22 protein-coding genes are annotated in these 23,958 nt (G+C 63.6%); 12 read left to right on the plus strand and 10 right to left on the minus strand.

Annotated elements, in window-relative coordinates; translation table 11 throughout:
• Positions 1–2: 2 nt before the first annotated feature.
• Positions 3–1,385 (minus strand): aspartate aminotransferase family protein, encoded by a 1,383-nt coding sequence (locus NKJ80_RS02325; protein WP_023689247.1) that lies wholly within the window; start codon positions 1,383–1,385, stop codon positions 3–5.
• 155 nt (positions 1,386–1,540) lie between these two features.
• On the opposite strand from NKJ80_RS02325, the gene NKJ80_RS02330 reads away from it, so the two are divergent.
• Positions 1,541–1,993 (plus strand): hypothetical protein, encoded by a 453-nt coding sequence (locus NKJ80_RS02330; RefSeq protein WP_023683507.1) that lies wholly within the window; start codon positions 1,541–1,543, stop codon positions 1,991–1,993.
• Between the two features lies 1 nt (position 1,994).
• On the opposite strand, the gene NKJ80_RS02335 is transcribed toward NKJ80_RS02330, so the two are convergent.
• The gene (locus NKJ80_RS02335; protein ID WP_023689246.1) at positions 1,995–2,969 is read right to left on the minus strand and encodes a WD40 repeat domain-containing protein; all 975 of its coding nucleotides are present in this window, start codon (positions 2,967–2,969) and stop codon (positions 1,995–1,997) included.
• 248 nt (positions 2,970–3,217) lie between these two features.
• Positions 3,218–4,273, minus strand: a complete 1,056-nt coding sequence (locus NKJ80_RS02340; protein WP_023694718.1) for a CobW family GTP-binding protein — start codon at positions 4,271–4,273, stop codon at positions 3,218–3,220.
• A gap of 420 nt (positions 4,274–4,693) precedes the next feature.
• Between NKJ80_RS02340 and NKJ80_RS02345 the strand changes: the two genes are divergently transcribed.
• Complete coding sequence (locus tag NKJ80_RS02345) at positions 4,694–5,164, plus strand: MarR family winged helix-turn-helix transcriptional regulator (protein WP_023694717.1); 471 nt, start codon at positions 4,694–4,696, stop codon at positions 5,162–5,164.
• A 26-nt stretch (positions 5,165–5,190) separates the two neighbouring features.
• On the opposite strand, the gene NKJ80_RS02350 is transcribed toward NKJ80_RS02345, so the two are convergent.
• On the minus strand, positions 5,191–6,054 hold the full coding sequence (locus tag NKJ80_RS02350) for an AraC family transcriptional regulator (RefSeq protein ID WP_023714566.1): 864 nt from the start codon (positions 6,052–6,054) through the stop codon (positions 5,191–5,193).
• Between the two features lie 46 nt (positions 6,055–6,100).
• On the opposite strand from NKJ80_RS02350, the gene NKJ80_RS02355 reads away from it, so the two are divergent.
• Positions 6,101–6,508, plus strand: a complete 408-nt coding sequence (locus NKJ80_RS02355; RefSeq protein ID WP_023714565.1) for a DUF2000 family protein — start codon at positions 6,101–6,103, stop codon at positions 6,506–6,508.
• On the opposite strand, the gene NKJ80_RS02360 is transcribed toward NKJ80_RS02355, so the two are convergent.
• Positions 6,505–7,293, minus strand: a complete 789-nt coding sequence (locus NKJ80_RS02360; protein ID WP_023689240.1) for an alpha/beta fold hydrolase — start codon at positions 7,291–7,293, stop codon at positions 6,505–6,507. The two genes, NKJ80_RS02355 and NKJ80_RS02360, sit on opposite strands and share 4 nt — an antisense overlap.
• Before the next feature lie 128 nt (positions 7,294–7,421).
• On the opposite strand from NKJ80_RS02360, the gene NKJ80_RS02365 reads away from it, so the two are divergent.
• The 5 genes from NKJ80_RS02365 to NKJ80_RS02385 all read left to right on the plus strand — a co-directional run bounded on the left by NKJ80_RS02365 (position 7,422) and on the right by NKJ80_RS02385 (position 11,992).
• The gene (locus tag NKJ80_RS02365; protein WP_023689239.1) at positions 7,422–8,387 is read left to right on the plus strand and encodes a LysR family transcriptional regulator; all 966 of its coding nucleotides are present in this window, start codon (positions 7,422–7,424) and stop codon (positions 8,385–8,387) included.
• 157 nt (positions 8,388–8,544) lie between these two features.
• Positions 8,545–9,429, plus strand: a complete 885-nt coding sequence (locus tag NKJ80_RS02370) for a DMT family transporter (RefSeq protein ID WP_032886143.1) — start codon at positions 8,545–8,547, stop codon at positions 9,427–9,429.
• Positions 9,430–9,496: 67 nt separating this feature from the next.
• Positions 9,497–10,519: a LacI family DNA-binding transcriptional regulator gene (locus tag NKJ80_RS02375; protein WP_023671355.1), complete on the plus strand. Its 1,023-nt coding sequence runs from the start codon at positions 9,497–9,499 to the stop codon at positions 10,517–10,519.
• Complete coding sequence (locus NKJ80_RS02380) at positions 10,516–11,499, plus strand: 2-hydroxyacid dehydrogenase (protein WP_023671354.1); 984 nt, start codon at positions 10,516–10,518, stop codon at positions 11,497–11,499. Before NKJ80_RS02375 ends, NKJ80_RS02380 begins: the two co-directional genes overlap by 4 nt.
• An 82-nt stretch (positions 11,500–11,581) precedes the next feature.
• Positions 11,582–11,992 carry a hypothetical protein gene (locus NKJ80_RS02385; RefSeq protein ID WP_023683514.1) on the plus strand — a complete coding sequence of 137 codons (411 nt, stop codon included), beginning with the start codon at positions 11,582–11,584 and terminating at the stop codon, positions 11,990–11,992.
• Positions 11,993–12,002: 10 nt separating this feature from the next.
• Here NKJ80_RS02385 and NKJ80_RS02390 read toward each other — a convergent pair whose 3' ends face one another.
• On the minus strand, positions 12,003–12,776 hold the full coding sequence (locus NKJ80_RS02390; RefSeq protein WP_023671352.1) for a gamma-glutamyl-gamma-aminobutyrate hydrolase family protein: 774 nt from the start codon (positions 12,774–12,776) through the stop codon (positions 12,003–12,005).
• Between the two features lie 294 nt (positions 12,777–13,070).
• Here NKJ80_RS02390 and NKJ80_RS02395 point away from each other — a divergent pair, with 294 nt between their 5' ends.
• Positions 13,071–14,180 carry a TRAP transporter substrate-binding protein gene (locus tag NKJ80_RS02395; protein ID WP_023671351.1) on the plus strand — a complete coding sequence of 370 codons (1,110 nt, stop codon included), beginning with the start codon at positions 13,071–13,073 and terminating at the stop codon, positions 14,178–14,180.
• Positions 14,181–14,431: 251 nt separating this feature from the next.
• Here NKJ80_RS02395 and NKJ80_RS02400 read toward each other — a convergent pair whose 3' ends face one another.
• The 4 genes from NKJ80_RS02400 to NKJ80_RS02415 all read right to left on the minus strand — a co-directional run bounded on the left by NKJ80_RS02400 (position 14,432) and on the right by NKJ80_RS02415 (position 18,977).
• Positions 14,432–15,460, minus strand: a complete 1,029-nt coding sequence (locus NKJ80_RS02400; protein WP_023689236.1) for a zinc-dependent alcohol dehydrogenase family protein — start codon at positions 15,458–15,460, stop codon at positions 14,432–14,434.
• 33 nt (positions 15,461–15,493) lie between these two features.
• Positions 15,494–17,272: a TRAP transporter large permease gene (locus tag NKJ80_RS02405; protein ID WP_023750422.1), complete on the minus strand. Its 1,779-nt coding sequence runs from the start codon at positions 17,270–17,272 to the stop codon at positions 15,494–15,496.
• Positions 17,269–17,874 (minus strand): TRAP transporter small permease subunit, encoded by a 606-nt coding sequence (locus NKJ80_RS02410; RefSeq protein WP_023683517.1) that lies wholly within the window; start codon positions 17,872–17,874, stop codon positions 17,269–17,271. The genes NKJ80_RS02405 and NKJ80_RS02410 overlap by 4 nt, the downstream gene beginning before the upstream one ends.
• A 197-nt stretch (positions 17,875–18,071) precedes the next feature.
• Complete coding sequence (locus NKJ80_RS02415) at positions 18,072–18,977, minus strand: branched-chain amino acid ABC transporter permease (protein ID WP_023746552.1); 906 nt, start codon at positions 18,975–18,977, stop codon at positions 18,072–18,074.
• Positions 18,978–19,125: 148 nt separating this feature from the next.
• On the opposite strand from NKJ80_RS02415, the gene NKJ80_RS02420 reads away from it, so the two are divergent.
• The 3 genes from NKJ80_RS02420 (at position 19,126) to NKJ80_RS02430 (ending at position 23,949) form a co-directional block, all read left to right on the plus strand.
• Complete coding sequence (locus tag NKJ80_RS02420) at positions 19,126–19,734, plus strand: CGNR zinc finger domain-containing protein (protein WP_352496983.1); 609 nt, start codon at positions 19,126–19,128, stop codon at positions 19,732–19,734.
• Positions 19,727–20,257 (plus strand): hypothetical protein, encoded by a 531-nt coding sequence (locus NKJ80_RS02425; RefSeq protein ID WP_352496984.1) that lies wholly within the window; start codon positions 19,727–19,729, stop codon positions 20,255–20,257. The genes NKJ80_RS02420 and NKJ80_RS02425 overlap by 8 nt, the downstream gene beginning before the upstream one ends.
• A gap of 221 nt (positions 20,258–20,478) precedes the next feature.
• Positions 20,479–23,949 carry an indolepyruvate ferredoxin oxidoreductase family protein gene (locus NKJ80_RS02430; RefSeq protein ID WP_352496985.1) on the plus strand — a complete coding sequence of 1,157 codons (3,471 nt, stop codon included), beginning with the start codon at positions 20,479–20,481 and terminating at the stop codon, positions 23,947–23,949.
• The last annotated feature ends 9 nt before the right edge of the window (positions 23,950–23,958 follow it).

A 23,958-nucleotide genomic window follows, 5' to 3' on the forward strand; every position in this document is an offset into this window, starting at 1 on the left:
TCTCATGCCGTCAGCCTTGCCGCAACCGTGGCGAAGGCGGTGATCAGCCGGTTGACCTGGGCGCCGGTGGTGGCCGGTGAGATCAGCATCATGTTGTGAAAGGGCGCGATCAGCACGCCCTGGTTGACCAGCGCGACATGGATAGCCGCCTCAAGCTCCGGCGCATGGGCAGTCTCGGCTTCGGCGCCGTTCCTGAGCGGGCCAGGGGCGCAGATGAACTCGACGCGGGCGCCGACGCGGGCGACATGCCAGGGCAGATTGTAGCGATCGATGACGCCGGTCAGCCCGGCATCGAGCCGCAGGGCGAGGCGATCCATCCGGGCATAATTCTCCTGCGTCATCACCTCTTCGAGCGTTGCGCGCATGGCTGCGAACTGCAGCGGGTTCGCCGACAGCGTCGTGCCCATGCCGGAATAGCCCGGCTCCTTGGTTCGATTGTAGTCGGCATAGCGCGAGGCGACCTCGTCGCTCATGCCCCACACGCTTGCCGGCACGCCGCCGGCGATCGGCTTGCCCAGCACGAACAGGTCGGGCTGCAGCCCGAATTTCCTGGTGTAGCCGCCGGGTCCAGTCGAAATCGTGTGCGTCTCGTCTATCAGAAGCAGCGTTCCGGCCGCGCGCGTCAGTTTGCGCAAGGCGTCGTGAAAACCCGGATCGGGCAGCACCATGCAGGAATTGGTCAGCACCGGCTCAGCAATGACGCAGGCGACATCCTTGTCCTTGAGCGCTGCTTGCAGCGCGGCGACATCGTTGAATTCAATGACCTTCGCCGTCTTGGTCAGGTCGCGAAACTCACCCGCCAGCCCCGGCCGATTCACGGGCTTGCCGTCGACCATCCGGACCATCGTCTCGTCGACCGAGCCGTGATAGCAGCCGTTGAAGACCAGTATCTTTTCGCGGCCGGTGACGGCGCGGGCGACGCGCAGCGCGAAGCGGTTGGCGTCGGTGGCGGTGGTGGCGATCTGCCAGAACGGCAGACCGAAACGCTGTGTGAGCAGCGGCCCGATGGCCAGCGCATCTTCCGAAGGCAGCATATAGGTCAGGCCGCGCCCGGCCTGGCGGCGGATGGCGCGCGCCACCGGCGGCGGCGAATGGCCGAACATCGAGCCGGTGTCACCGAGGCAGAAATCGTCCAGCCTGTTGCCGTCGATGTCCGTGATGGCGGCGCCCTTGGCGCTTTCGACCAGGATCGGGAATGGCGTCGGCCAGTCGTTCATCCAGTGCATCGGCACACCGCCGAAGAAGCCTGGCAGGCCGTTACCGACCTTGGCCTGCGATTTCGGCCGCGCCTTGCGGAAGGTGTTCGCCTCGCTTGTCCGCAATGCAGCGATGCGGTCACGGCTGATACCGTCGATGGATGCTTTTGAACTGTTCGTGCTGTGCATGAAATCCCTCTCGGCCGGCACACTACCCAATTGGCGACGGCAACCGCAATTGGCCGTGTTGGTGCCCTGCATTGGGTCAGCAGCAAGTTCGGCAGACTTGACCTTCCGGCGCAGTCGGGCGCCAATGCGATCGGGTCTGTGGTTTGGGGAGAAAAATGCGGACGATCATCTGCGCTATTGCGCTACTCTTGTCGGCCGCTGCGGCTTCCGCATCGGGCGGCGTCTGGTGTTCCGTCGATGACAAAGCGGTGCAATTCGAGGTCGGCGCCGGGGTCACCAGAGGTATGGGCGGCCCGACCTTCAATTTTCGCGGCGATCTCGAGATACTTGGCCGGCCGGAAGGCGACAGTCTGCGCAAGACCGTCTTCGAGGATTCCGACCTCACCCAGTACTGGCTGGACGACAAGGAGTTGCGGCTGAACGTCTACCACGAGCATCAGCTCGGAGATAAATTCAACTCTGTCGAACTGACGATCCTGACCAAGACCAGTGACGAGGGCGTCTATGACGGCCGGTACACGCTTGCCGTCTACGACAACGCCGCCGACACGGAACAGGACGGCAAGCCGAAAGAATTGACCGGCAAGGTGTCGTGCGGAGCCGAATAGGTCACGCCGAGATATCGATGACGCCGCAGTCGCCGGCGGCACTGCCGAAGGCGACCCGGCGCTCTTCCTTATCCCACATCATCGCGGTGATGGCGCCCTTGCCCGGGCGGCGCAACAGCACCTCTTTGGCATCGGTAAAGCGCACCGCCATGACCATGCCGTCATCATAGCCGACGGCGACGACATCCTGGCTCGGATGGCAGGCAACCGATGTCACCATGGCGTTGCCGCGCGTGCCGAGCTCCAGCGGCGCCTTGCCCATCGGGCCGTCCTTGCCCGAAAACGGCCAGACGATCGCCGCCGGCGCGCCGGAACTCGCCAGCCATTTGCCCTTCACGCTCCACGACAGGCTTTTGACCTTGCCGGGATAGCCGGTCATGCGCATGTGCTTGCCGTCGGCGAGCTTCCAGCCATGCAGCGCGTTTTCCTGCATGGTGGTGACGAGGAAGGCGCCATCCGGCGAGAAGGTGACGCCGGTATGGGCACCGGCCCATTCCAGCTCCACCGGCTTGCCCTCGGCGGCCGGGAAATGCAGCGTCGCGCCATTGTAGCGGGCGACGCCGAAGCGTATGCCCTTGGGGGAGAAGGCCAGCCCCTCGACCGAACGCGGATGGGCAAACTCTTTGGTCTTGCCGTCGGCAAAGCGCACGAACGCAGTCTTGCCTGTGGCATAGGCGATAGCGCCTTGCGGCCCGGCGGCGACGCTGGTGATCCACTTCTTGCCGGCGCTCGCCAATTCGCCGACGGTGCCACCTGCGGTGACAGCAAAAATCTTGCCGTCCTCGCCGCCGGTGATCAGGCGGTCGTTGGCGGCGTCATGGAACGTGGAGAGCAGGCCGTCATTGGCCTGAATTGCCTTGTGGCCGTTGTCGAGCCTATGAACTGTCCCATCGGCCAGCGCAAAATGCGGCACGTTGTCGAGGAAGACGGCGGCAAGGCAGTGACCTTCCAGGTCGAGGGGAGCAACTGTGGGCATCAGGACCATTCCAATGAAGCTGTCACCACTCCCGGGAAGCCATTGAGGCGGCCAGGCCTGGCGTCAACCTTCCCCTTTGTGGGAGAAGGTGGATCGGCGCGCAGCGCCGAGACGGATGAGGGGTGTTGGACGGATCGCCGTCGGTGCCGAGCTGGAGCACCCCTCATCCGACCTCGCTTCGCGAGGCCACCTACTCCCACAAGGGGAGAAGGAAGAGCGGGCAGCGCTAGCGCCATAGAGTCCGGAAATCAAGCCGCCTGGCAGGCGTCAAAGCTCTTCTTCAGCCGTTCGGCGTCAAGCTCGCGGCCGATGAACACCAGCCGGCTCTCATGCTTTTCGCCGTCTTTCCAGGCGCGCTGGTGGTCGCCTTCGATGATCATGTGCACGCCCTGGATGACATAGCGCTCGTCGTCGCCCTTGAGCGCGATGATGCCTTTCAGCCGCAGGATGTTGGGACCTTCCATCTGAGTGATCTTCTCGATCCACGGGAAGAATTTCTTCGGGTCCATCTCGCCGCCGCGCAGCGACACCGACTGCACGGTCACGTCATGGATGTCGGAGGGATGCGCGTGATCGTGATGATGATGGTCGTGATCATGGTCGTGGTGATCGTGCCCGTCATGGTCATGGTGGTCGTGATCATGATCGTGCGCCTCGAGGAAATGTGGGTCGTTCTCCAATGCGCGCGACAGGTCGAAGGCGCCGCGGTCGAGCACTTCCGACAGCGCCACGCCGGCGCGCGTGGTGCGGTGGATCCTGGCCGCCGGGTTGATGGCGCGGATGGTGGCTTCGACCTTGGCCAGCTCTTCGGGCGTCACCAGATCGGTCTTGTTCAGCACGACAACATCGGCGAAGGCGATCTGGTCCTCGGCTTCCTTGGAATCCTTCAACCTGAGCGGCAGGTGCTTGGCGTCGACCAGGGCCACGACAGCGTCGAGCCTGGTCTTGGAGCGCACGTCGTCATCCATGAAGAAGGTTTGCGCCACCGGCACCGGATCGGCGAGGCCGGTGGTCTCGACGACGATGGCGTCGAAACGGCCGGGACGGCGCATCAGGCCTTCGACGACGCGGATCAGGTCGCCGCGCACCGTGCAGCAGACGCAGCCATTGTTCATTTCGTAGATTTCCTCGTCGGATTCCACGATCAAATCATTGTCGATGCCGATCTCGCCGAATTCATTGACGATGACGGCATAACGCTTGCCATGGTTTTCCGACAGGATGCGGTTGAGCAGCGTCGTCTTGCCGGCGCCGAGATAGCCGGTGAGAACGGTCACGGGGATTTGCGTCTGTGCTTCGCTCATATCTTGCCTCGAAATGGCTGGGCCACGGAATTGCGGGCCGCAAGAAGGGATTGTTGGCCTGATATAGGATGTGTGCCGGCCTTTTGCACGAGGCAAACCGCCTGGGTGTTTGACCCAGGATTGACGAAGCGGATGGTAGACCCGAGAGGCCGAGTGCGAGGGATGCCGACCATCAACGTGTCGCCGGAAACGCCTCTTCGTTGACCTGTGCTGAGCCGCGCCGCGTCAAACCGTTGCAATCGCCTTGGCGGAAACTCGTTTGTCATCTAACTGAAATAAACATCTGGCATCACCATTTCGAGCACCACAAATGCTTGCCGGCAAAGCTGTTTCGAAAGCCGGAATCTTTTTGATCGTCGATTGCCAACCGGCCGGCTGCGTCTATGCTGCACGCACCGGTACGGCCGAAGAGGGATCACCATGGCCAAGGCGGACAAGACTGCAACGATGAGCCGGCTGCATTCGGCGGCAAGGCTGGCAAGGACCGCGCTGGCGGCGCGGCTTCTGGCGCACGGCTTCTATGCCGGCCAGGACCAGATCATGCTGACGCTCGACCGCGAGGACGGCCAGACGCCCGGCAATCTCGCCGGCCGCCTCGGCGTGCGCCCGCCGACCATCACCAAGACCATCAACCGGCTGCAGGCCCAGGGCTTTTTGGAAAAGCGCGCCTCTTCCGCGGATGCACGCCAGGCGCATATCTTTCTCACCGACACCGGCCGCGAGATCATCCACGCCATCGAGAAGTCGGTGAAGAAGACCGAAAAGCAGGCCTTGAAGGGCCTCGACAAGAAAGAACAGAAGACGCTGTTCAAGCTGCTCGCCCGCATCGAGGCCAATTTGTCGAACGAGGAGCTGGTGCTCGTCGACGACGACGCCGACATCGACGACTGACCGGCACGGCGGCCGCGTGTCTTGAGCTAGGCCGCCACCGAAGGGCCGCGCACCAGGGTCGACCAGCGGCCGGGCGTCAGGCCGAATGCTTTCTTGAAATGCCTGTTGAAATGGCTCTGGTCGCTGAAGCCGGCGCCAACGGCAATCTCGGCCAGCGGCTCGCCCACCTCGATCATCCGTCTTGCCTTTTGCAGCCGGCGCATCAGCAGGAACCGATGCGGGCTGGTGGAATAGGTCGCGCGAAAATGGCGTGACAGCGCATAGCGGTCGAGCCCGGTGACGGCTTCCAGCTCATCGGAACGAACGGACCGCTCGGCATTCTCCTCGAGATAGCCGCGCGCCAGCGCTGCCGCACGCGAGGCCGACTTCCCCATCGGCTTTGCTTTCTGTCCCGCATGACGCCCCAGATGCTGCGCCAGCTCCGCAACGAAATCGGCGACGAACAGCTCGTCCAGTTCCTCATAGAGCGGCGACAGGGCCGAAAGCAGCGTGCCACGCAAGGCAGGATCGCTGACCACAGCATCCCTGACGAAAGGCAGCGGCGCGCCGTCGAGGCAGTCGAGCAGCAGTGACGGCTCTAGATAGAGGATCCGGTAGCGCAGACCATCCTCGGTCCCGGCGCCGCCATCGTGCACTTCGTCGGGATGCAGCACGATAACCTGGCCGGGCAGGCTGTGGTTGACAGTGCCCCTGTAGTGGAAGCGCTGCACACCGGAAAGCGTCACGCCGACGGCAAGCGTATCATGACGGTGCAGGTCGAAGGCTTTGCCATGGAAATGCGCCTCGATGCGCTCGATGCCGGTCCTGCCTGGCGCCGAGACGATCCGGTCTTCATCCGCGCACGAACGTCCAAGACCCTGTGTCGCCTCACCGTCTAGATCGTGCGTCATCACCTATCCCTGCCCTTCATGGGCGTGCTCCGGAGTCCTCATTTTGGTGTTCGATACGAAATTTGCAATCGTGCTGCGGGACGATCTCGCCGTCTGGCAAAAGCTCAACGTCACGGCCTTCCTGAGCAGCGGCGTCGTCGCGCAATTCCCCGACATTATCGGCGAACCCTACCGCGACCGCGCCGGCAACCTTTACAATCCTCTGTCGATCCAGCCGGTCATCGTGCTTTCGGCCGATGGGCCGACGCTCAACTCCATCCACCGGAAGGCGCTGGAGCGGGGCGTGACGGCGTCAGCCTATGTCGAGGAGATGTTTGCCACCGGCTTCGATGCGGCCAACCGCGCCGTCTTCGCCGAGTTCGGCCCTGAGGACGCCAAGATCGTCGGCATCGCGCTGCGTGCCGACAAGAAACTCGTCGACAAGATCACCAAGGGCGCCCGCATGCACGCCTAATTCAGCAGGAAGCGTGTAACGGCGCTCATGAATTCAGTCGGCCGCTCGACGTTCAGCATATGGACGCCCGGAAGCAGTGTAAGCGTGGCGCCGGGGATGCTGGCTGCGATCGCCTCGCTGTGGCTTGCCAGCGTTACCTTGTCGTCTTCTCCACCGATCACCAGAGTGGGGGCGGTAATGAGGGAGACAGTCCGGCGCAGATCGCAATCGCGTACGGCGGCGAAGCATCCCGCGAGACCTTGGGGCGGCGTCGCCAGGACCATCGCGCGGAACGCGTCGACGGTTTCGTTTGGGCCGGCAAGCATCGAGGCGGGAAACCAGTTGTGCATGAACATGTCAGCGGCGGCCGACATGTTGCTCGCAGCAAGGACAGTACGGATCTGCTCGTCAAAGTAAGAAGCCGGCCCGAGATGTGGCGAGGTGTTGGAAAGGATGAGACGCTCGATGCGGTCCGGGGCATGGATACCCAGCCACTGCCCTACGAAGCCGCCCAGCGACAGCCCGCAGAAATGCACGCGGGCGATCTGAAGCGCATCCAGCAACTCAAGGACGTCGCGGCCCAGCCGATCGAGCGAATAGGCTCCGGCCGGAGCATCGGAACTGCCGTGGCCGCGCAGATCATAGCGCAGCACCCGGAAAGATCCGGCAAATTCCGCAAGCTGCCGGTCCCACATATGCAGGTTCGTCGCAATGGAATTCGAGAGCACAAGCACAGGGCCGGCCCCCGCCAGCTGATAGGCGATCCGGCAGCCGTCGCCCGTAGTAAAATAAAGCGTGTCAGTCATCTGGTCCTCATCTCACCCTGGCGAAAGGAGTTCGATGCTCCCGCCGCCCTTTGAATGAGCCACCCTAGGCCTCGTAATTATCCAGGAAAATTACTATGATTGGACAATCTCAGTAGGTTTTGGCGATAATGAATGGTCTGAAACTCCACGACCTACGGTGCTTTGACGCCGTGGCAAGCGAGGGCAGCTTCCAGGCGGCCGCCCTTGCCTTGAACCGATCGCATCCATCCGTCTTCGCCGCTGTCGCACGCCTCGAGCAGTTGCTCGGGCTCACACTTCTCGACCGCAGCGGATATCGGGTGGGGCTGACGGAGGCGGGCCGCGAGTTTCACGCGCGAGCGCAGCTGACATTGCGCGAGCTCGACCATCTGCGAACCTATGCGGGCCAGTTGGCGAGTGGCGAGGAGACGGTCCTGCGTGTCGTCATGGGTGATCTCTGCCCGCGACCGCAAATCCTGCGTATGCTCAGCGGCTTCTTTGCCGAACGCACCGGGACACGCCTGCACCTGGAGTACGAGGCGGTCGGCGGTCCGCTCGAACGGTTGATGGAAGGCTCGGCTGACCTCATCTTCCATCGCGCGGATCCTTCCGATCCGCATCTCGAGCGGATCGATCTCTGCGCGGTGCCCCTCGTGCCGGTGGTGGCGCCTGGGTTCCTTCCGTTCGCGCCTGGCCGCGAGATTGCGCCGGAGCAGATGCGGCCCTTCACCCAGTGCGTGATCCGCGACACGGCGCGGCGGCCAGCGCCGGAGAGCTATTTCCTCATCGACGGTGCGCATCAGTGCTCGGCGCCGGATCATCTGATGAAGAAGGAACTGATCCTTCACGGACTGGCCTGGGGCCATCTGCCGGCATGGCTGATCGAGGACGAACTGCGGGATAGGAGGCTGATCTCGATCGCTGGTGCACATCTGCCCGGCCGGACGGAGATCCTGGCGGCGGTGCGCCGGCGCGACCGACCGCATGGACCCGTCGCCGAGGCGTTGTGGCTTCATCTCCAGGCGCAAGTGGCATCCGACGGCAAAGCACCGGATGTCAGAACGTCGCAGCGGAACGCAAAGCGCCTTAGCTGGCATCGGATCGGCCTGCGCTGAACCTGTCTCAGACGCCTGTTGTGCCAGTCGCTTTTGGCTTGCCGGGCGCAGGCGATTGCCGCAAAGGTTAAGCGTTGATCCTCCCTGCCCGGCCTGACATTTGAACGTTCCCGCAAAATCAGACGAAAGCGCAACGCCGCCCGCGGCGATGCTGTTCATGCTTTCGACCTATGTCTTTTTCACCTTTCTCGACACCTCGAGCAAATATCTGGTGCTGGCCGGCGTCTCGGCGCTGATCGTCGCCTGGGCCCGCTTCACCGTCCATGTCCTGCTTGTCGGCGTCTTCCTGCGCGGCTGGCGCGAGCCGTCGCGCTTCCGCGCCAACAATTTGCCGGCCCACATCCTGCGCGGCGGTCTGCTGTTCGGCTCGACCATGTGCAACGTCATGGCGCTCAAAACGCTTCAACTGGCCGAGACCACCTCGATCTACTTCTTCGGGCCGATGGTGATCACCGCCCTTGCCGGACCGCTGCTTGGTGAATGGGCCGGCTGGCGGCGCTGGCTGGCAATCCTGTCGGGCTTTGTCGGCGTGCTCGTCATTACAAGGCCGGGCATCGGCGTGTTCGGCATCGGCCATCTTTTCGCGCTCGGCTCGATGCTGTCGAACAGTTTTTACGTCATCATGACGCGGCGGATGTCAGCCAGCGAAACCTCGGAAAGCCTGATCCTGTTTTCGGCGCTGGCGCCGGCCGTGCTGCTTCTGCCGATGCTGCCGTTCTCGCATGGGCTGCCGCAGGATGGCTGGCACTGGTTCATACTGGTGATGCTGGGCGTGTTCGGCGCCGGCGGCCACTGGCTGCTGGTGCAGGCCTACCGCCTGGCGACTACCACGGCGCTGGCGCCGTACCCCTATTCGCAGATGGTCTGGATGATCCTGTCCGGCTGGATCATCTTCCACCAGTTCCCCGACCGCTGGACGCTGGTGGGTGCTGCCATCATCGTCGCCAGCGGCCTTTACATCATCCATCGCGAGCACCGTTTGCGGCTGCGCAATCGCACGACCGTCGATGCCGAGGCGGAGGCGCTGGCGAAAAAACTTTGATTTGCTCCGAATCCGATGGCATAACGCCGCATTTAAAAAATTTTAAAAAAACTCGGGGAGCGAAGGGCTGGCACAAAAGATCAAGCTTTCGACGATCGCGGATGCGCTTGGCGTGTCCACGGCCACGGTCTCCCTCGCCTTGCGCGACAGCCCGCTGGTCGCCGGCGCCACGCGTGACCGCATCAAGGAACATGCGCGGGCCATCGGTTATATCTACAACCGCCGCGCCGCCTCACTGCGCACCTCGCGCTCGGGCATTGTCGGCGTCGTCGTGCATGACATCATGAACCCGTTCTTCGCCGAGATCCTGCGCTCGATCGAGAGCGAACTCGATCGCAGCCGGCAGACCTTCATCCTGTCCAATCACTACGACCAGCTGGAAAAGCAACGCACCTTCATCGACACGCTGCTGCAGCTCGGCGCCGACGGCGTCATCATGTCCCCGGCCATCGGCACGCCGGCCTCCGACATCGTCATGGCCGAGGAAAACGGCCTGCCGGCGGTGCTGATCGCACGCAGCGTGGAAGGCGCCGACGTGCCGGTGTTTCGCGGCGACGATGCCTATGGCACGGCACTTGCCACCAATCATCTGATCTCGCTCGGGCACAAGCGCATCGCCATGATCGGCGGCACCGACCAGACCTCGACCGGGCGCGACCGCTACCAGGGCTATCTCAACGCCATGGAGGCCGCCGGGCTTGAGGTCAGGCCGTCCTGGCGCATCGCCGGGCCGCGCACCAAGCAGGGGGGATTCGAGGCGGCTGGACAGTTTCTGGCGCTTAAAGACAAGCCAACCGCCGCTTGCTGCTGGAATGATCTGGTCGCCATCGGCCTGATGAACGGCATTGCCCGCGCCGGCCTGGTGCCGGGCGCCGACATCTCGGTGACCGGCTATGACGATCTCGAGGAGGCGGCAATCGCGACACCGGCGCTCACCACAGTCTGGAATGGCCAGCGAGAGGTCGGCCGCCGTGCCGCCAGCGCGCTGCTCGACAAGCTGAACGGACAGGCGGTACGGCCGTCACAGGAACTGATCAAGCCGGAACTGCATGTGCGCCAGTCGACCGGCAAGCCGGTGGAGCGTGCATGACCAAGACTGATGCGTTGCAGACCGTCGCCGTTCTGGTGCCGGGACATTTCAACGACCATGCGGTCGAGCGCATCGACCGCACCTTCAAGCGGGTCAAGATAGAGCGCGCCGATCCCGCCCTGGTCACCGAGGAGATGCGCCATGACGTGCGCGCCATTGCGTCCTTTGCCGGCGTCAATGCGGCATTGATGGATGCATTGCCCAACCTCGAACTCATCGCCTCCTTCGGCGTCGGCTATGATTCGGTCGATGCCGGCCATGCGGCCAAGAAAAACATCATGGTCACCAACACCCCCGATGTTTTGACCGAGGAGGTCGCCGACACCACGATCGGCCTTTTGCTCAACACCGTGCGTGAACTTTACAACGCCGAGAAATGGCTGCGCGACGGCAGTTGGGTGAAGAAGGGCAACTATCCCCTGAGCCGGCTGACCTTGCGCGGTCGGCATGTCGGCATTTTCGGCATGGGCCGCATCGGCCTTGCCATTGCGCGCCGGCTGGAAGCGTTCGGGCTGCCGGTGGCCTACCACAACAGGCGCAAGGTCGAAGGTCTGGCTTATGAATACCACCCGACGCTGAAGGGCCTTGCCGAAGCGGTCGATACGCTGATTTCCGTAGTGCCGGGCGGCGCTTCCACGGAGAAGGCGGTCAATGCCGAAATCCTGGCGGCGCTTGGCGCCAACGGCGTTTTCGTCAACATCGGCCGTGGCAGCACGGTCGACGAGGCAGACCTCGCCGCAGCGCTTGCCAACGGCACCATCGCCGCGGCCGGGCTCGATGTTTTCGCCGATGAACCGAATGTGCCCAAGGCTTTGCTGGAGGCGCCCAACACCTCGCTTTTGCCCCATGTCGGTTCGGCCTCGCACCACACGCGCCGCGCCATGGCGGATCTGTGCGTCGACAATCTGGTATCCTGGTTCAGCGAGCGCCGGCCACTGACCCCGGTGCCGGAGACGGCGCAAGTCAAGCCACGAAGCTGAGCGGCTGTCTGCCACACTCGTTAACGTCGGCTTAACGCTTTGGAATCATTCTGCATCTGCGCCGGGGGGCGCGGAGTGCAAGATGACGAAACTTCCGGCATTGATTGCGGCAGCGGCACTTTTCGCCGGCTTTCAGCTGTTTCACGGCGGCAGCAGTGAAAGTTCGGCCAATGAAGCAAGGCCGGCAACCACCTTCAGGCTGGTCGCCAATGGCGACGAAGGCGACTGCGCGGTTAGCCGCGGCGCCGCGATTGACGATGGCCTGTCGCTGTTGACCGTGGCGCCGAACTGCCGCGGGTTGCTGCCGGGGATCGAGCGGGCAAAATTCTGGCGAGAGGGCGAGGACGGCACGATCGCGTTCAGCGCCGACGGCACCGACCCGATCGTCACCTTCTCGGTTGCGGATGGCGACGGCTACGAATCCTACGCTCCGGCCACGCCGCTGCTTTCGCTGGCGACAACCGGCGAACGGGATCAATCCGCCGGCAATTGATCGTCGGGATTTATTCCGCCGCCGCCCGCGCGCCGGCCTTCGCCGCCGCATGCAGCCGCACCGCATCGCCGAAGGCGCGGAAGATCTTGGCCGAGTTGTTGTCCGACTTGACCCAGTATTCGGGGTGCCATTGCACGCCGACGGCGAAGGCGCGGGCGTCCTTCACCGAAACTGCCTCCACCGTGCCGTCGCCGGCAACCGCCTCGACCTGCAGCTTCGAGCCGAGCCGGTCGATGCCTTGGCGGTGCAGCGAGTTGACCTTGATGTCGCCGGCGCCAAACACGCCGGCCAGGCAGCTGCCCGGCTTGATCGAAATGGTCTGGTGAATGGCGAAGCGTTCGTCCTGGTTGTCGCTCACCGGCGCGCGATGGTCGAGCGAGCCTTCGCGCTCCTGGATCTCGGTGCCAAGCGTGCCGCCCAGCGCAACGTTCAACTCCTGGATGCCGCGGCAGATGGCAAGCAGCGGCACGCCGCGCTCGATCGCCTTGCGGATTAGCGGCAGCGTGGTGGAATCGCGCGCCGGGTCGTAGGGGCCGTTGGCTTCGCTGGCGTCGCCGCCATAGAGCGATGGATGCACGTTGGACTTCGAGCCAGTGACCATGACACCGTCGACCGAAGACAACAGCTCGTCGAAGTCGAGCCGGTCACCGAATGACGGCACCAAAAGCGGGAACACGCCGGCGCCGGAAAGTGCTGCCTCGATATATTGCTGCGGGACGGCATGCCAGGTGTAGTTGTCGAACTGACGGACGTCGGTTGATATGGCGACGAGCGGCTGGTGCATTTTGGGTCTGGATTCCATTTGGCGCGAAGCGAATAGCTATTGTGCCTGCAAAATAGGCGATCCGAAGGCGCTTTTCCATGGCAAGTTTCGCCATCTCGCATGGGCCACGCGGCGAACGTTAGACTATAGTTGCAGGCTGGCCGGCCGGCCCGCGGATTTGTCGCCAGCGCCGCCGTCAAATCCCGCCACCATGCTGGACTCGACCTTTTGCCCGTGTATTGTTTCGGGCAAATCGATACCGGACGTGAGGAGATGTCCCTGATATCGGTTGTTGGTCCAATAGGGAGGAACTGCATGGATCGTCGTTCATTCATCCGCAAGGCCGGGGTCACCGGCGTGGGCGCAGCGGCGGCTGCCGCTACGCTAGCCGCACCGGCAATCGCCCAGTCCAATCCGAAAGTGACGTGGCGGTTGGCGTCATCCTTTCCCAAGTCACTCGATACGATCTATGGCGGCGCCGAAGTCTTCTCCAAGATGCTGTCTGAGGCGACGGACGGCAATTTCCAGGTCCAGGTCTTCGCCTCCGGCGAACTCGTGCCCGGCCTGCAGGCCGCCGACGCCACCACTGCCGGCACTGTCGAGGCCTGCCACACGGTGTCATACTATTATTGGGGCAAGGACCCGACATGGGCACTCGGTGCGGCGGTGCCGTTCTCGCTCAACGCGCGCGGCATGAACGCCTGGCACTATCATGGCGGCGGCATCGACCTGTTCAACGAGTTTCTTGCCACGCAGGGTCTTTTCGGCCTGCCCGGCGGCAACACCGGCGTGCAGATGGGCGGCTGGTTCCGCAAGGAGATCAACACCGTCGCCGACCTGTCCGGCCTCAAGATGCGCATCGGCGGCTTTGCCGGCAAAGTGGTGCAGAAGCTCGGCGTCGTGCCGCAGCAGATCGCCGGTGGCGACATCTATCCGGCGCTGGAAAAAGGCACGATCGACGCCGCCGAATGGGTCGGCCCCTATGACGACGAGAAGCTCGGCTTCTACAAGGTCGCGCCCTACTACTATTATCCCGGCTGGTGGGAAGGCGGCCCGACCGTCCATCTCTTGTTCAACAAGGCCAAGTACGAGGAGCTGTCGCCCGCCTACAAGTCGCTTGTGCACACCGCCGCGCAGGCGGCGGACGCCAACATGCTGCAGAAATACGATTTTCTCAATCCTGCGGCGGTGAAGCGGCTGGTGGCCGGCGGCGCGAAATTGCGCCCGTTCAGCCAGGACATCATGGCCGCCTGTTTCGAGAAGGCCAATGAGGTCTACACCGAAATGGAAGCCACCAACGCACCGTTCAAGAAGATCTGGGACTCGATCAAGGGCTTCCGCAAGGAGCACTATCTGTGGGCGCAGGTGGCCGAGTACAATTACGACACCTTCATGATGGTCCAGCAGCGCAACGGCAAACTGTAGGCTGGGATCTGTCCCTTCTCCCCGTCACTATACTGGGAGAAGGTCCCGGCAGGTGGATGAGGGGCGGCGCAAACTTCGGCGATTGATCGCCTTGGGCTTGGTAGCCGCCCCGAAATTATAGCTTATCTTTCCAAGCGTTGACGCTGCACCTCACCTGCCTGCCGGCATCCTCTCCCCGTATAGTGACGGGGAGAGGGGCGCGGTCATCGCCGTTTCGCCAATCGCCAACACCGCAGGATTGAGGCTGCCCTTCATTCCCTGCCCGGCACCACCAACACCTTGACCTCGCCCGGCGCTGCCGGATTGGCGATCACCGAGGCGGCTTCCTCCAGGCCGACCTGCCTTGAGATGAGCTTGTCGATCTCGATTGCGCCGGACGCGACAAGGTCCGCCGCCCGCCTGTGGGTGAAGGGATTGATGAACGAGCCGAGAACCTTCAGCTCGCGAAACAGGATGTCGAACGGTTCGAAGGGCACTTTCACGCCTTGCGGCATCACGCCGACGATCACCACCGAGCCGCCGGACTTCGCCAGCCGCATCGATTGTTCGACGGTATCGGGGACACCGGCGCATTCGAGCACCACGTCGGCCCCGCCGGGCACAAGGCCGGCTGGGCCGGCGATCGCCTCGATCGGGTCGACCGCGCTTGGGTCGACCGTCGTCGTTGCACCGAGCTCTTCGGCGAGCGCACGGCGGGAGGCCTGCCGCGTCGACAGGATGATGGTCGCCGCTCCTGCGAGCCTCGCCAATTGCACGGTAAGCAGGCCGATGACGCCGCCACCAAGCACCACCACGGCAGCGCCGGGTCTGATTCCGGCGAGGTCGACAGCGTGCAGGCAGCAGGCCAGCGGCTCGCAGAAGGCGCCATGCGTTGGCTTGAGGTTCGCAGGCAGAAGAAAGGCCTGGCTCTGCGGCATCACGACGTAGTCGGCGAAGCCGCCGTCGCGATGGATGCCGATGGCCCTGAGATTGCTGCACAAATTGACCCGGCCAGCCCGACAATGACTGCAGCGTCCGCAGAAGATGTTGGGATCGCCGGTAACACGGTCACCGATGGCGATGCCGGAAACCGCATCACCGACAGCCTCGACGATGCCGCAGAATTCGTGACCAAGCGTCACCGGTGGGCTCGAAGGGAATTCGCCGTGGAGGAGGTGACGGTCGGTGCCGCAAACGCCGCAGGCTTCGACGCGCACCAGAACGTCCTGCGGTCCCGCAACAGGCTTGTCGACCTCCCGTAGCGCAATGCTGCCCACGGCTTCCAGGCGCACGGCTCTCATAACATCCTCACTCAGGTTCTCAGTGTTCACACATCAGTTGAAGTTCGGCGGCTGCGACAGGTCGGTCGCCGGCGCCGCCGGCTTGGCGGGCGGCGTCTCGCCGAAATTCGGCGGCTGCGAGAGATCGTTCAACGGTGGCGCCGCGGGTGATGGGCCACCGTTGGCTGGTGGTGGTGTGCCGAGAGGCGCAAGGCCTGGCATATCAGGCAAGTTGATCTCGATCGTTCCCGGATCGACGGCCGCACCCTTGTAGCGCATGACCATTTGCGGGAAGGCGATGGTCAGCCCGATCATGATCACCTGGATGCAGACGAAGGGCACGGCGCCCCAATAGATCTGGCCGGTGGTCACCGGCGCGATCTGCTTGCCGGTGAGGCGATCGAGATAGGGCACGCGCGCGGCGACAGAGCGCAGGTAGAACAGCGCAAAGCCGAAAGGCGGGTGCATAAAGGAGGTCTGCATGTTGACGCCGAGCAGCACGCCGAACCAGATCAGGTCGATGCCGAGCTTATCGGCTGCCGGCGCCAAAAGCGGCACGATGATGAAGGCGAGCTCGAAGAAATCGAGGAAGAAGGCGAGCACGAAGACCAGGATGTTGACGCCGATCAGGAACCCGACTTCGCCGCCCGGCAGCGACGTCAACAAATGCTCGACCCAGACGTGGCCGTTGACGCCGTAGAAGGTCAGCGAGAACACCCGCGCGCCGATCAGGATGAACAGCACGAAGGAGGAAAGCCTGGTGGTCGACGCGAGCGCCTGTTTGATGACATCCAGCGACAACCGCCCCTTCATTGCCGCCATCGCCAGGGCGCCAACCGCGCCCATGGCGCCGCCCTCCGTCGGGGTGGCGATGCCGAGGAAGATGGTGCCCAGCACCAGGAAGATCAGCGCCAGAGGCGGGATCAAAACGATGATCACCTGCTGCGCCAACCTGGACATCATGTTGATGTTCAGGCCCTTGTCGGCGATCGCCACGATATAGATCAGGATCACCCCGATGCTGGCGCCAAGGATATCGGCATTGTCGCCATGCGCCGGCGCAAGGTAGCGATAGGCCGCATATGAAGCCGCGACTGCCACCAGCAGTGCCGCGAGCAGCGACAGCACGCCGTGGCCAAGCGTGCGGGCCGCCAGCGGCAACGCCGGCATCGAGTTCGGCCGGACGATCGACATGGTCAGGATGTAGAGCGTGTAAAGGCCGGTCAGCACCAGGCCGGGGATCAGCGCGCCGGCATACATGTCGCCGACCGAACGGCCGAGCTGGTCGGCCAGAACGATCAGCACCAGCGACGGCGGGATGATCTGGGCGAGTGTGCCGGATGCCGCGATGACGCCCGACGCCAGTCGTCGGTCATAGCCGTAGCGCAGCATGATCGGCAGCGAGATCAGGCCCATGGCGATGACCGAAGCCGCGACCACGCCCGTGGTAGCGGCAAGCAGCGCGCCGACGAAAATCACCGCATAGGCAAGGCCGCCGCGAACCGGGCCGAACAGCTGGCCGATCGTGTCGAGCAGGTCCTCGGCCATGCCCGATCGTTCCAGCACGATGCCCATGAAGGTGAAGAACGGGATTGCCAAGAGCGTGTCGTTCGACATCACCCGGCTGCCGTAGAAATTGTCGGGCAGCGCATGCAGCAGCGGCCACGCCAGGTTGATCGAGCCGCCCGAATAGGGCGACAGCACGACACCGATGAAGAAGAACATCAGGCCGTTTGCGGCGAGTGAAAAAGCGACGGGATAGCCGATCAGCAGGAAGATGATCAGCGAAGCGAACATGATCGGCGCCATGTTCTGGGCGATGAACTCGATCATGGGCGCGCCTCCTGGGCGAGCGCCTTGGCCTCTTCAGCAAGGGCTTTAGCCTCGAGCTCGGCCTGTTCGTGCACCGAGATGAACGGATTGGGATCGTCCATGTCGCCGCGCATGATGGCTATCTTCTTGATGATCTCGGAGATGCCTTGCAGCGCCAGCAGGAAGAAGCCGACGAGCAGGATCGCCTTGGCCGGCCAGATGATCAGGCCGCCGGAATTGTTCGACATTTCGCCGCTGCGGAACGACAGCGACACGTAGGGGACAAAATAGATCACCATCAGCGTCACGAACGGCATCAGGAAGAAGACATGGCCGAGCAGGTCGATCCAGTGCTGCACGCGGCGCGACCACATGCCGTAGACGATGTCGATGCGGATATGGTCATTCTGCTTCAGCGTATAGGCGGCGGCCAGCATGAAGGCGGCGCCGAACAGGTACCACTGCAGTTCCAGCCAGGCATTCGACGAGACGTCGAAGACCTTGCGGATGATGGCATTGGCGGCGCTGACCAGGATTGCCAGCAGGATCAGCCACGATATCCACCTGCCGATGAACTCGTTCATACGGTCAATCGTTCTCGATAGAGCGAGCAGCCCTGCCATGCATTTCCTCCCTCAGGTCGAAGGCGCGCCGGCTCCCCTATTTTCCGTCGCGCCGCTGTGGCCCAACGGTATGCCGTGCGTGGTTCGGCGGGTCAACATGGCATGGCGCGATCAACGCCGTCGTGACGGGAGGCAGGGGATAAAGTGCCGACCGGCTGCTGCGTCATGCAACCAAAGTCTGACAGCGGATGCGGCGATCAGGCGATCTTCTGCTGGTCGCGGCCAGGACCGATCAGCACAAGTGCCGCGACCAGGAACAGATACATCCAGCCATCGCGCCATTCGACCGGGAAATAGCCGGCCCATAGCGACTCCGCCATGCCGAAGGCGGCCGCACCGAGCGCGGCCCGAGGCGGAGAGAGATAGCCGCCCACCGCCGTCACGAACAGGATTTTCAGCCCGTAGACAAGGCCGGAGCCGAAGCTGACATTGCCGTAGTAAAGGGCGGCCATGATTCCGGCCAGCGCGGCGCAGAAACCGCCGAACAGCACCGCATGCCGGAACACTGCACGCACGTCCACGCCGCACATGGCAGCCGCTTTGGGATCGTCGGAGACGGCGCGCCAGCGGCGGCCGAAGCCCGAGCGGGCAAACGCCCATGCAGCGAGCATGATTGCCGCCAGAACCACCGCGCAATCGATGAGCTGGATCAGCGTCAGCGTCGCCTGGAAGCCGGCATCCTGAGCAAAAACGATGGGCTGCGCCAGCATCGGCGGCAGCCACCAATCATGCGTGTCGGCGGCGATACGGCTTGCTTCCGACAGCACCAGCAGGATGCCGAGCGTCGTCACCACAATGGCATTGGGCGTGCGGTCGGCCAGCGGTTCGAAGACGCTGCGCGACAGCACGTGGCCGATCAGCGCGGCATAAAAGAAAGCCGTGACGACGCCGAGCACCACTGCCGCCAGCAAGGTCAGCCACAATACCTGATAGCCGAAGGCCACGGTCAGGATCATCGTCTGGCCGCAAAAGGCGAACAGCGCGCCATAGGCGAGATTGGTCCGGTGCAGGATGCCGTTGGTCAGCACGTAGCCGAAGGCAAGCAGCGCATAGAGCGCGCCGGAATGCAGCCCGTTCAGCACCTGCTGGAAGAAATAGAGCATGGACAGCTTTCAGGGCATGTCGCCCAAAAGTGCAAAGCGGTTTTGGGGCAACGACTTGCCTCAACAAAATCCTGCGCCGGAGCCCGCGCCAAGGTTTGCATCGTAAAATCTAACTTGTCAAACGCGATTTATCGGTTAGATTTCTGATATGACAGTATCTTGGACCCCACATCGCTTCACCGGCGGCATTCTTGCGCTCGATACGGCCAACACCGTGGTGTTGCGCAACGATCCGGAAAAGACTTTCGACCGTTTTGCCGATCCGGCCGAGATCGCGCGCTTCGCCAACGCCGCAACCGGCTTTCGCGGTGCCGAGCTTGGCGGCAGACCGCTGGAGGCGACCTCGCCGGACAGGATCGCCCCGGTGGTGCTGGCGATCCGCGAGACGACCGACCGCCTGTTTCGCGGCGCGGTGTCGAAAGGTGCGCTTGCCGCCGGCGACCTCGCCGCTTTTCTCAAGGCCTGCGCCAACGGCCTCGATCGGAGCCCTGCCGAAATCGGCGCACCGGGTAGACCGTTCGGCGATCCATTGACGCCGATCGCGTTCGAGGCGGCGCTGGCGGTTTCGGCCTTGTCGCTGCTGCGCGACGACACGGTCGCCAGGCTCAGGATCTGTCCCAATTGCAGCTGGCTGTTCGTCGACAGGAGCCGCAATTCCAGCCGCCTTTGGTGCGATATGGCTGTGTGCGGCAACCGCCAGAAAGCAAGCCGTCACTATCGCCGCCGCACGGCGGCACATGAGGTCAACAATGCTTAGGGTTGTTTTTCGTTCGATCCTTGTCGGTGCTGCGCTCATTGCAGCCGTTGCGCTTGGCGCCTGCCGCGACACCGGCGGCGACGGCAAGCTGTTCGAGGTTTCCGGCAAGGTCGTCGTCTTCAATTACCGCCTCGCCCGGGCGACCTATGTCGTGACGCTGCGGCCCCTGCAGCCGATGGGCGAAGGCCAGGTTGCGGTCGCCAGCTTCCAGAATCCGGCTGGCGGTCCTCCCCTGGTGATCGAGCAGAAGGTCTGGCCGAAGCTCGACAAGGTCAGCCTGGAAAGCCCGGCGCTGACCTGTATCATCAAGGACAAGCCCTATGCGATTTCGATCAGCATCAGGGGTCCTGACGGCACGTTCCTGCAGAAGATCGACACGACGCTGATGTCGAGCGAGGACCAGTCGATCCTTCCCGACCGGCCGCTGGTGGTCGACCAGCTCTATACGGCCAATCCCGATCTTGCCGGCCATCCCGACGGCAAGCTGCCGGGTGAGCCGAAGCCGGATTGCTCGAAAGGCTGACGCGTCTTTGCCCGGCGCGACTGCGTGGAAATTTCTGGTCGCCGGACAACCGCCGCGGACCGATTTCGTGCCGAATACGCGACGGCAGCGGATCGTTCGTTGCGCTTTGCCTGGCACTTTCGATTTCGTTTGACCTGCCTTGCAAGCGGAGAAAGACTGCGCCATCTCACTCCTACGTTGGCTGCGCGCCCCCGGTGCTGTCTCCGCAGAGGAAATGCCTGATGACGCTGCACGACGTCGCGCTCGACGACAAGTTCGATCTTGGTAAGGAGCGCATCTTCCTGTCCGGCGCACAGGCGGTCATCCGCATGCTTTTGATGCAACGCGAGCGCGACCGCCGGGCCGGCCTCAACACGGCCGGCTTCGTGTCCGGTTATCGCGGCTCGCCGCTCGGCGGCCTCGATATGCAGCTGTGGCGGGCGAAAAAGCAGCTGGCGCAGGCCGACATCGTCTTCCAGCCCGGCCTCAACGAGGAGCTTGCCGCCACCGCCTGCTGGGGCTCTCAGCAGACGGAATTAATGGGCGAAGGCAAGCATGACGGGGTGTTTTCGGTCTGGTACGGCAAGGGACCGGGCGTCGACCGCTCCGGCGACGTTTTCCGCCACGCCAACCTCGCGGGAACGTCGAAGTATGGCGGCGTGCTTGCGCTGATGGGCGACGACCATATGGCCGAATCATCGACCAATGCGCACGCCACCGAATTCCTGTTCGTCGACACCATGGTGCCGATCCTCAACCCGGCCGGCGTTCAGGAGATCATCGACTACGGCCTCTACGGCTTTGCCATGTCGCGCTTCGCCGGCACCTGGGCGGCTATCAAATGCGTCAAGGACAACATCGAATCCACGGCCTCCGTCGATGCCGCGCTCGAGCGCCTGAACATCGTCGTGCCGGAGTTCGATATGCCGCCCGGCGGCCTCAACATCCGCGATGAGATCGACATGCTCGGCCAGGAGGAGCGGCTGCATGAATACAAGCGCGCCGCTGCATCCGCCTTCATCCATGCCAACGGCCTGAACCGCATCGTCTATTCGGGCGGCCGCGCGCCGAAGCTCGGTATCATCACGCTGGGCAAGAGCTATCTCGATGTCCGCCAGGCGCTGGAAGACATCGGCATCGACGAGGCCGCCGCCAACCGCATCGGCATCCGCCTGTTCAAGGTCGGCTGCCCCTGGCCGCTCGACCTGCAGCATATCGCCGAATTCGCCCGCGGCCTCGACACCATCGTCGTCGTCGAGGAGAAGCGCTCGCTGATCGAGGTGCAACTGCGCGAAAACCTCTACGGCACCGCCACCCAGCCGATGATCGTCGGCAAGAAGGACGAGCGCGGCGACTGGCTGTTCCCGGCCAAGGGCGCGCTCGACCCCAACGAGATCGCCATTGCGCTGGGCGAGCGCATCCTGCGCACAATCGGCCCTTCGGAAGAGATCACTGCAAAGGTGGCAAAGCTGCGCCAGTTCCAGGCGATGCTTGCCGACACCAGCGATATCGGTTCGCGCACGCCGTTCTTCTGCTCCGGCTGCCCGCACAATTCCTCGACCAAGGTGCCGGACGGCTCGATCGCCGCCGCCGGTATCGGCTGCCATTTCATGGCGCTGTGGATGGACCGCAACACGGTCGGCTTCACCGCCATGGGCGGCGAGGGCGCACAATGGGTCGGCCAGGCGCCATTCTCCAAGCGCGGCCACATTTTCCAGAATCTCGGCGACGGGACCTACAATCACTCCGGCACGCTGGCGATCCGCTTCGCGCTGTCGACCGATGCCAACATCACCTACAAGATCCTCTACAACGACGCCGTCGCCATGACCGGCGGCCAGCCGCATGAGGGCGGCCTGACTGTCGACATGATCGCCAGGCAGGTGCGCGCCGAAGGCGTCGAGCGCATCGCCATCGTCACCGACGAGCCGGACAAATATGCGGGGAAGGCCGAATTCCCCTTCGGCGCCACCATCCACCACCGCGACGACCTCGACCTCGTTCAGCGCGAGCTGCGCGACGTCAAGGGCGTCTCGGTGCTGCTCTACGACCAGACCTGCGCCGCCGAAAAGCGCCGCCGCCGCAAGCGCGGCACCTTCCCGGATCCCGACAAGCGGGTCTTCATCAACGAACTGGTCTGCGAGGGCTGCGGCGATTGCGGGGTGCAATCGAACTGCGTCTCGATCCAGCCGGTCGAAACCGAGTTCGGCCGCAAGCGCAGAATAGACCAGTCGAGCTGCAACAAGGACTTCTCCTGCGTCAACGGCTTCTGCCCGTCCTTCGTCACCGTGCACGGCGCCAAGATCAGGAAGGCCGAAGGCATTGCCGGGCGCTCCGACCCGCTTGACGGCGTGCCGGTGCCAGCCGAATTCCCGCTCGGTAGCGAGGGTTGGGCGGCGATCATCGACGGCGTCGGCGGCACCGGCGTCGTCACCATAGGTGCTGTGCTCGGTATGGCCGCCCATCTCGAGGACAAGGGCTGCGGCATGATCGACATGGCCGGCCTCGCCCAGAAGGGCGGTTCGGTGTTCACCCATGTCCGTATCGCCCGCACGCCGGACGACATCCACGCGATCCGCGTTTCGGCCGGCAAGGCCGACCTGGTACTCGGCTGCGACCTCGTCGTCTCGGGCGCCAAGAAGGTGCTTGGCGCGGTACGCGAAGGCCATACCATCTTCCTCGCCAACACCGCCGAGATCATGCCCGGCGAGTTCGCCCGTTCGGCCGATTTCTCGCTGCCGATCGAGCGCCTGAAAAAGGCGATCCGTGCTGCCGCCGGCGAAGACAAGACGCATTTCTTCGACGCCACGCGCACCGCCACCCAATTGTTCGGCAATTCGCTCGGCGCCAACATGTTCATGCTCGGCTTCGCTTTCCAGCATGGCGGGCTGCCGCTGTCGGCGCAAGCCGTTGAAAGAGCAATCGAATTGAACGGCGAGGCGGTGGCGATGAACATCGCCGCGTTCCGCTGGGGCCGGCGCGCCGCGCATCAGCCGGACTTTGTGCGCGGCCTCATCGCGCAGCCGGGCAAGGCCACTGAGATCGCCGAGACGCTGGACGAAATCATCGCCCGCCGCGTCGCTTTCCTCTCTGCCTATCAGAACGCTGCCTATGGCAAGCGCTACGCCGAAAAGCTGGCGGTTTTGCGTGCCGCCGAGGCTAAGGCCGTGCCTGGCTCGACCGCGGTGACCGAGGCCGCGGCCAAAAACCTGTTCAAGCTGATGGCGATCAAGGACGAGTATGAGGTGGCGCGGCTCTACACCGACGGGTCCTTCACTACTGAACTGTCAAAGCAGTTCCAGAGCTACGACAAACTCGAATTTCATCTGGCGCCACCGATCATGGGCAGGCGCGGCAATGACGGCAAGCCGAGGAAATCGAGCTTCGGCCCGTGGATGATGAAGGGATTTCGCCTGCTGGCGGCGCTGAAAGGCCTGCGCGGCACGGCCTTCGACGTGTTCGGCTACAGCACTGAGCGGCGCATCGAGCGGCAGCTTCTGGCCCGCTATGAGGCCGATCTGGAGCTTGTCGCCAAGGCCCTTGCGCCAGGCAGGATCGAGGCCGCCATCGCCCTTGCCTCGGTGCCGGCGCTCATTCGCGGCTACGGCCATGTCAGGCAGGCCAGCGCCGAAAAGGCGGCGGATGAACGAAATCGCCTTCTTGAACGATTCAAGTTGCCGGTGCAGCCAAGCGCATTACAAGCCGCTGAGTAGCCAAAAGGG

It is taken from the genome of Mesorhizobium sp. M0030 (genome assembly GCF_040323695.1).
Classification (GTDB): Bacteria; Pseudomonadota; Alphaproteobacteria; order Rhizobiales; family Rhizobiaceae; genus Mesorhizobium.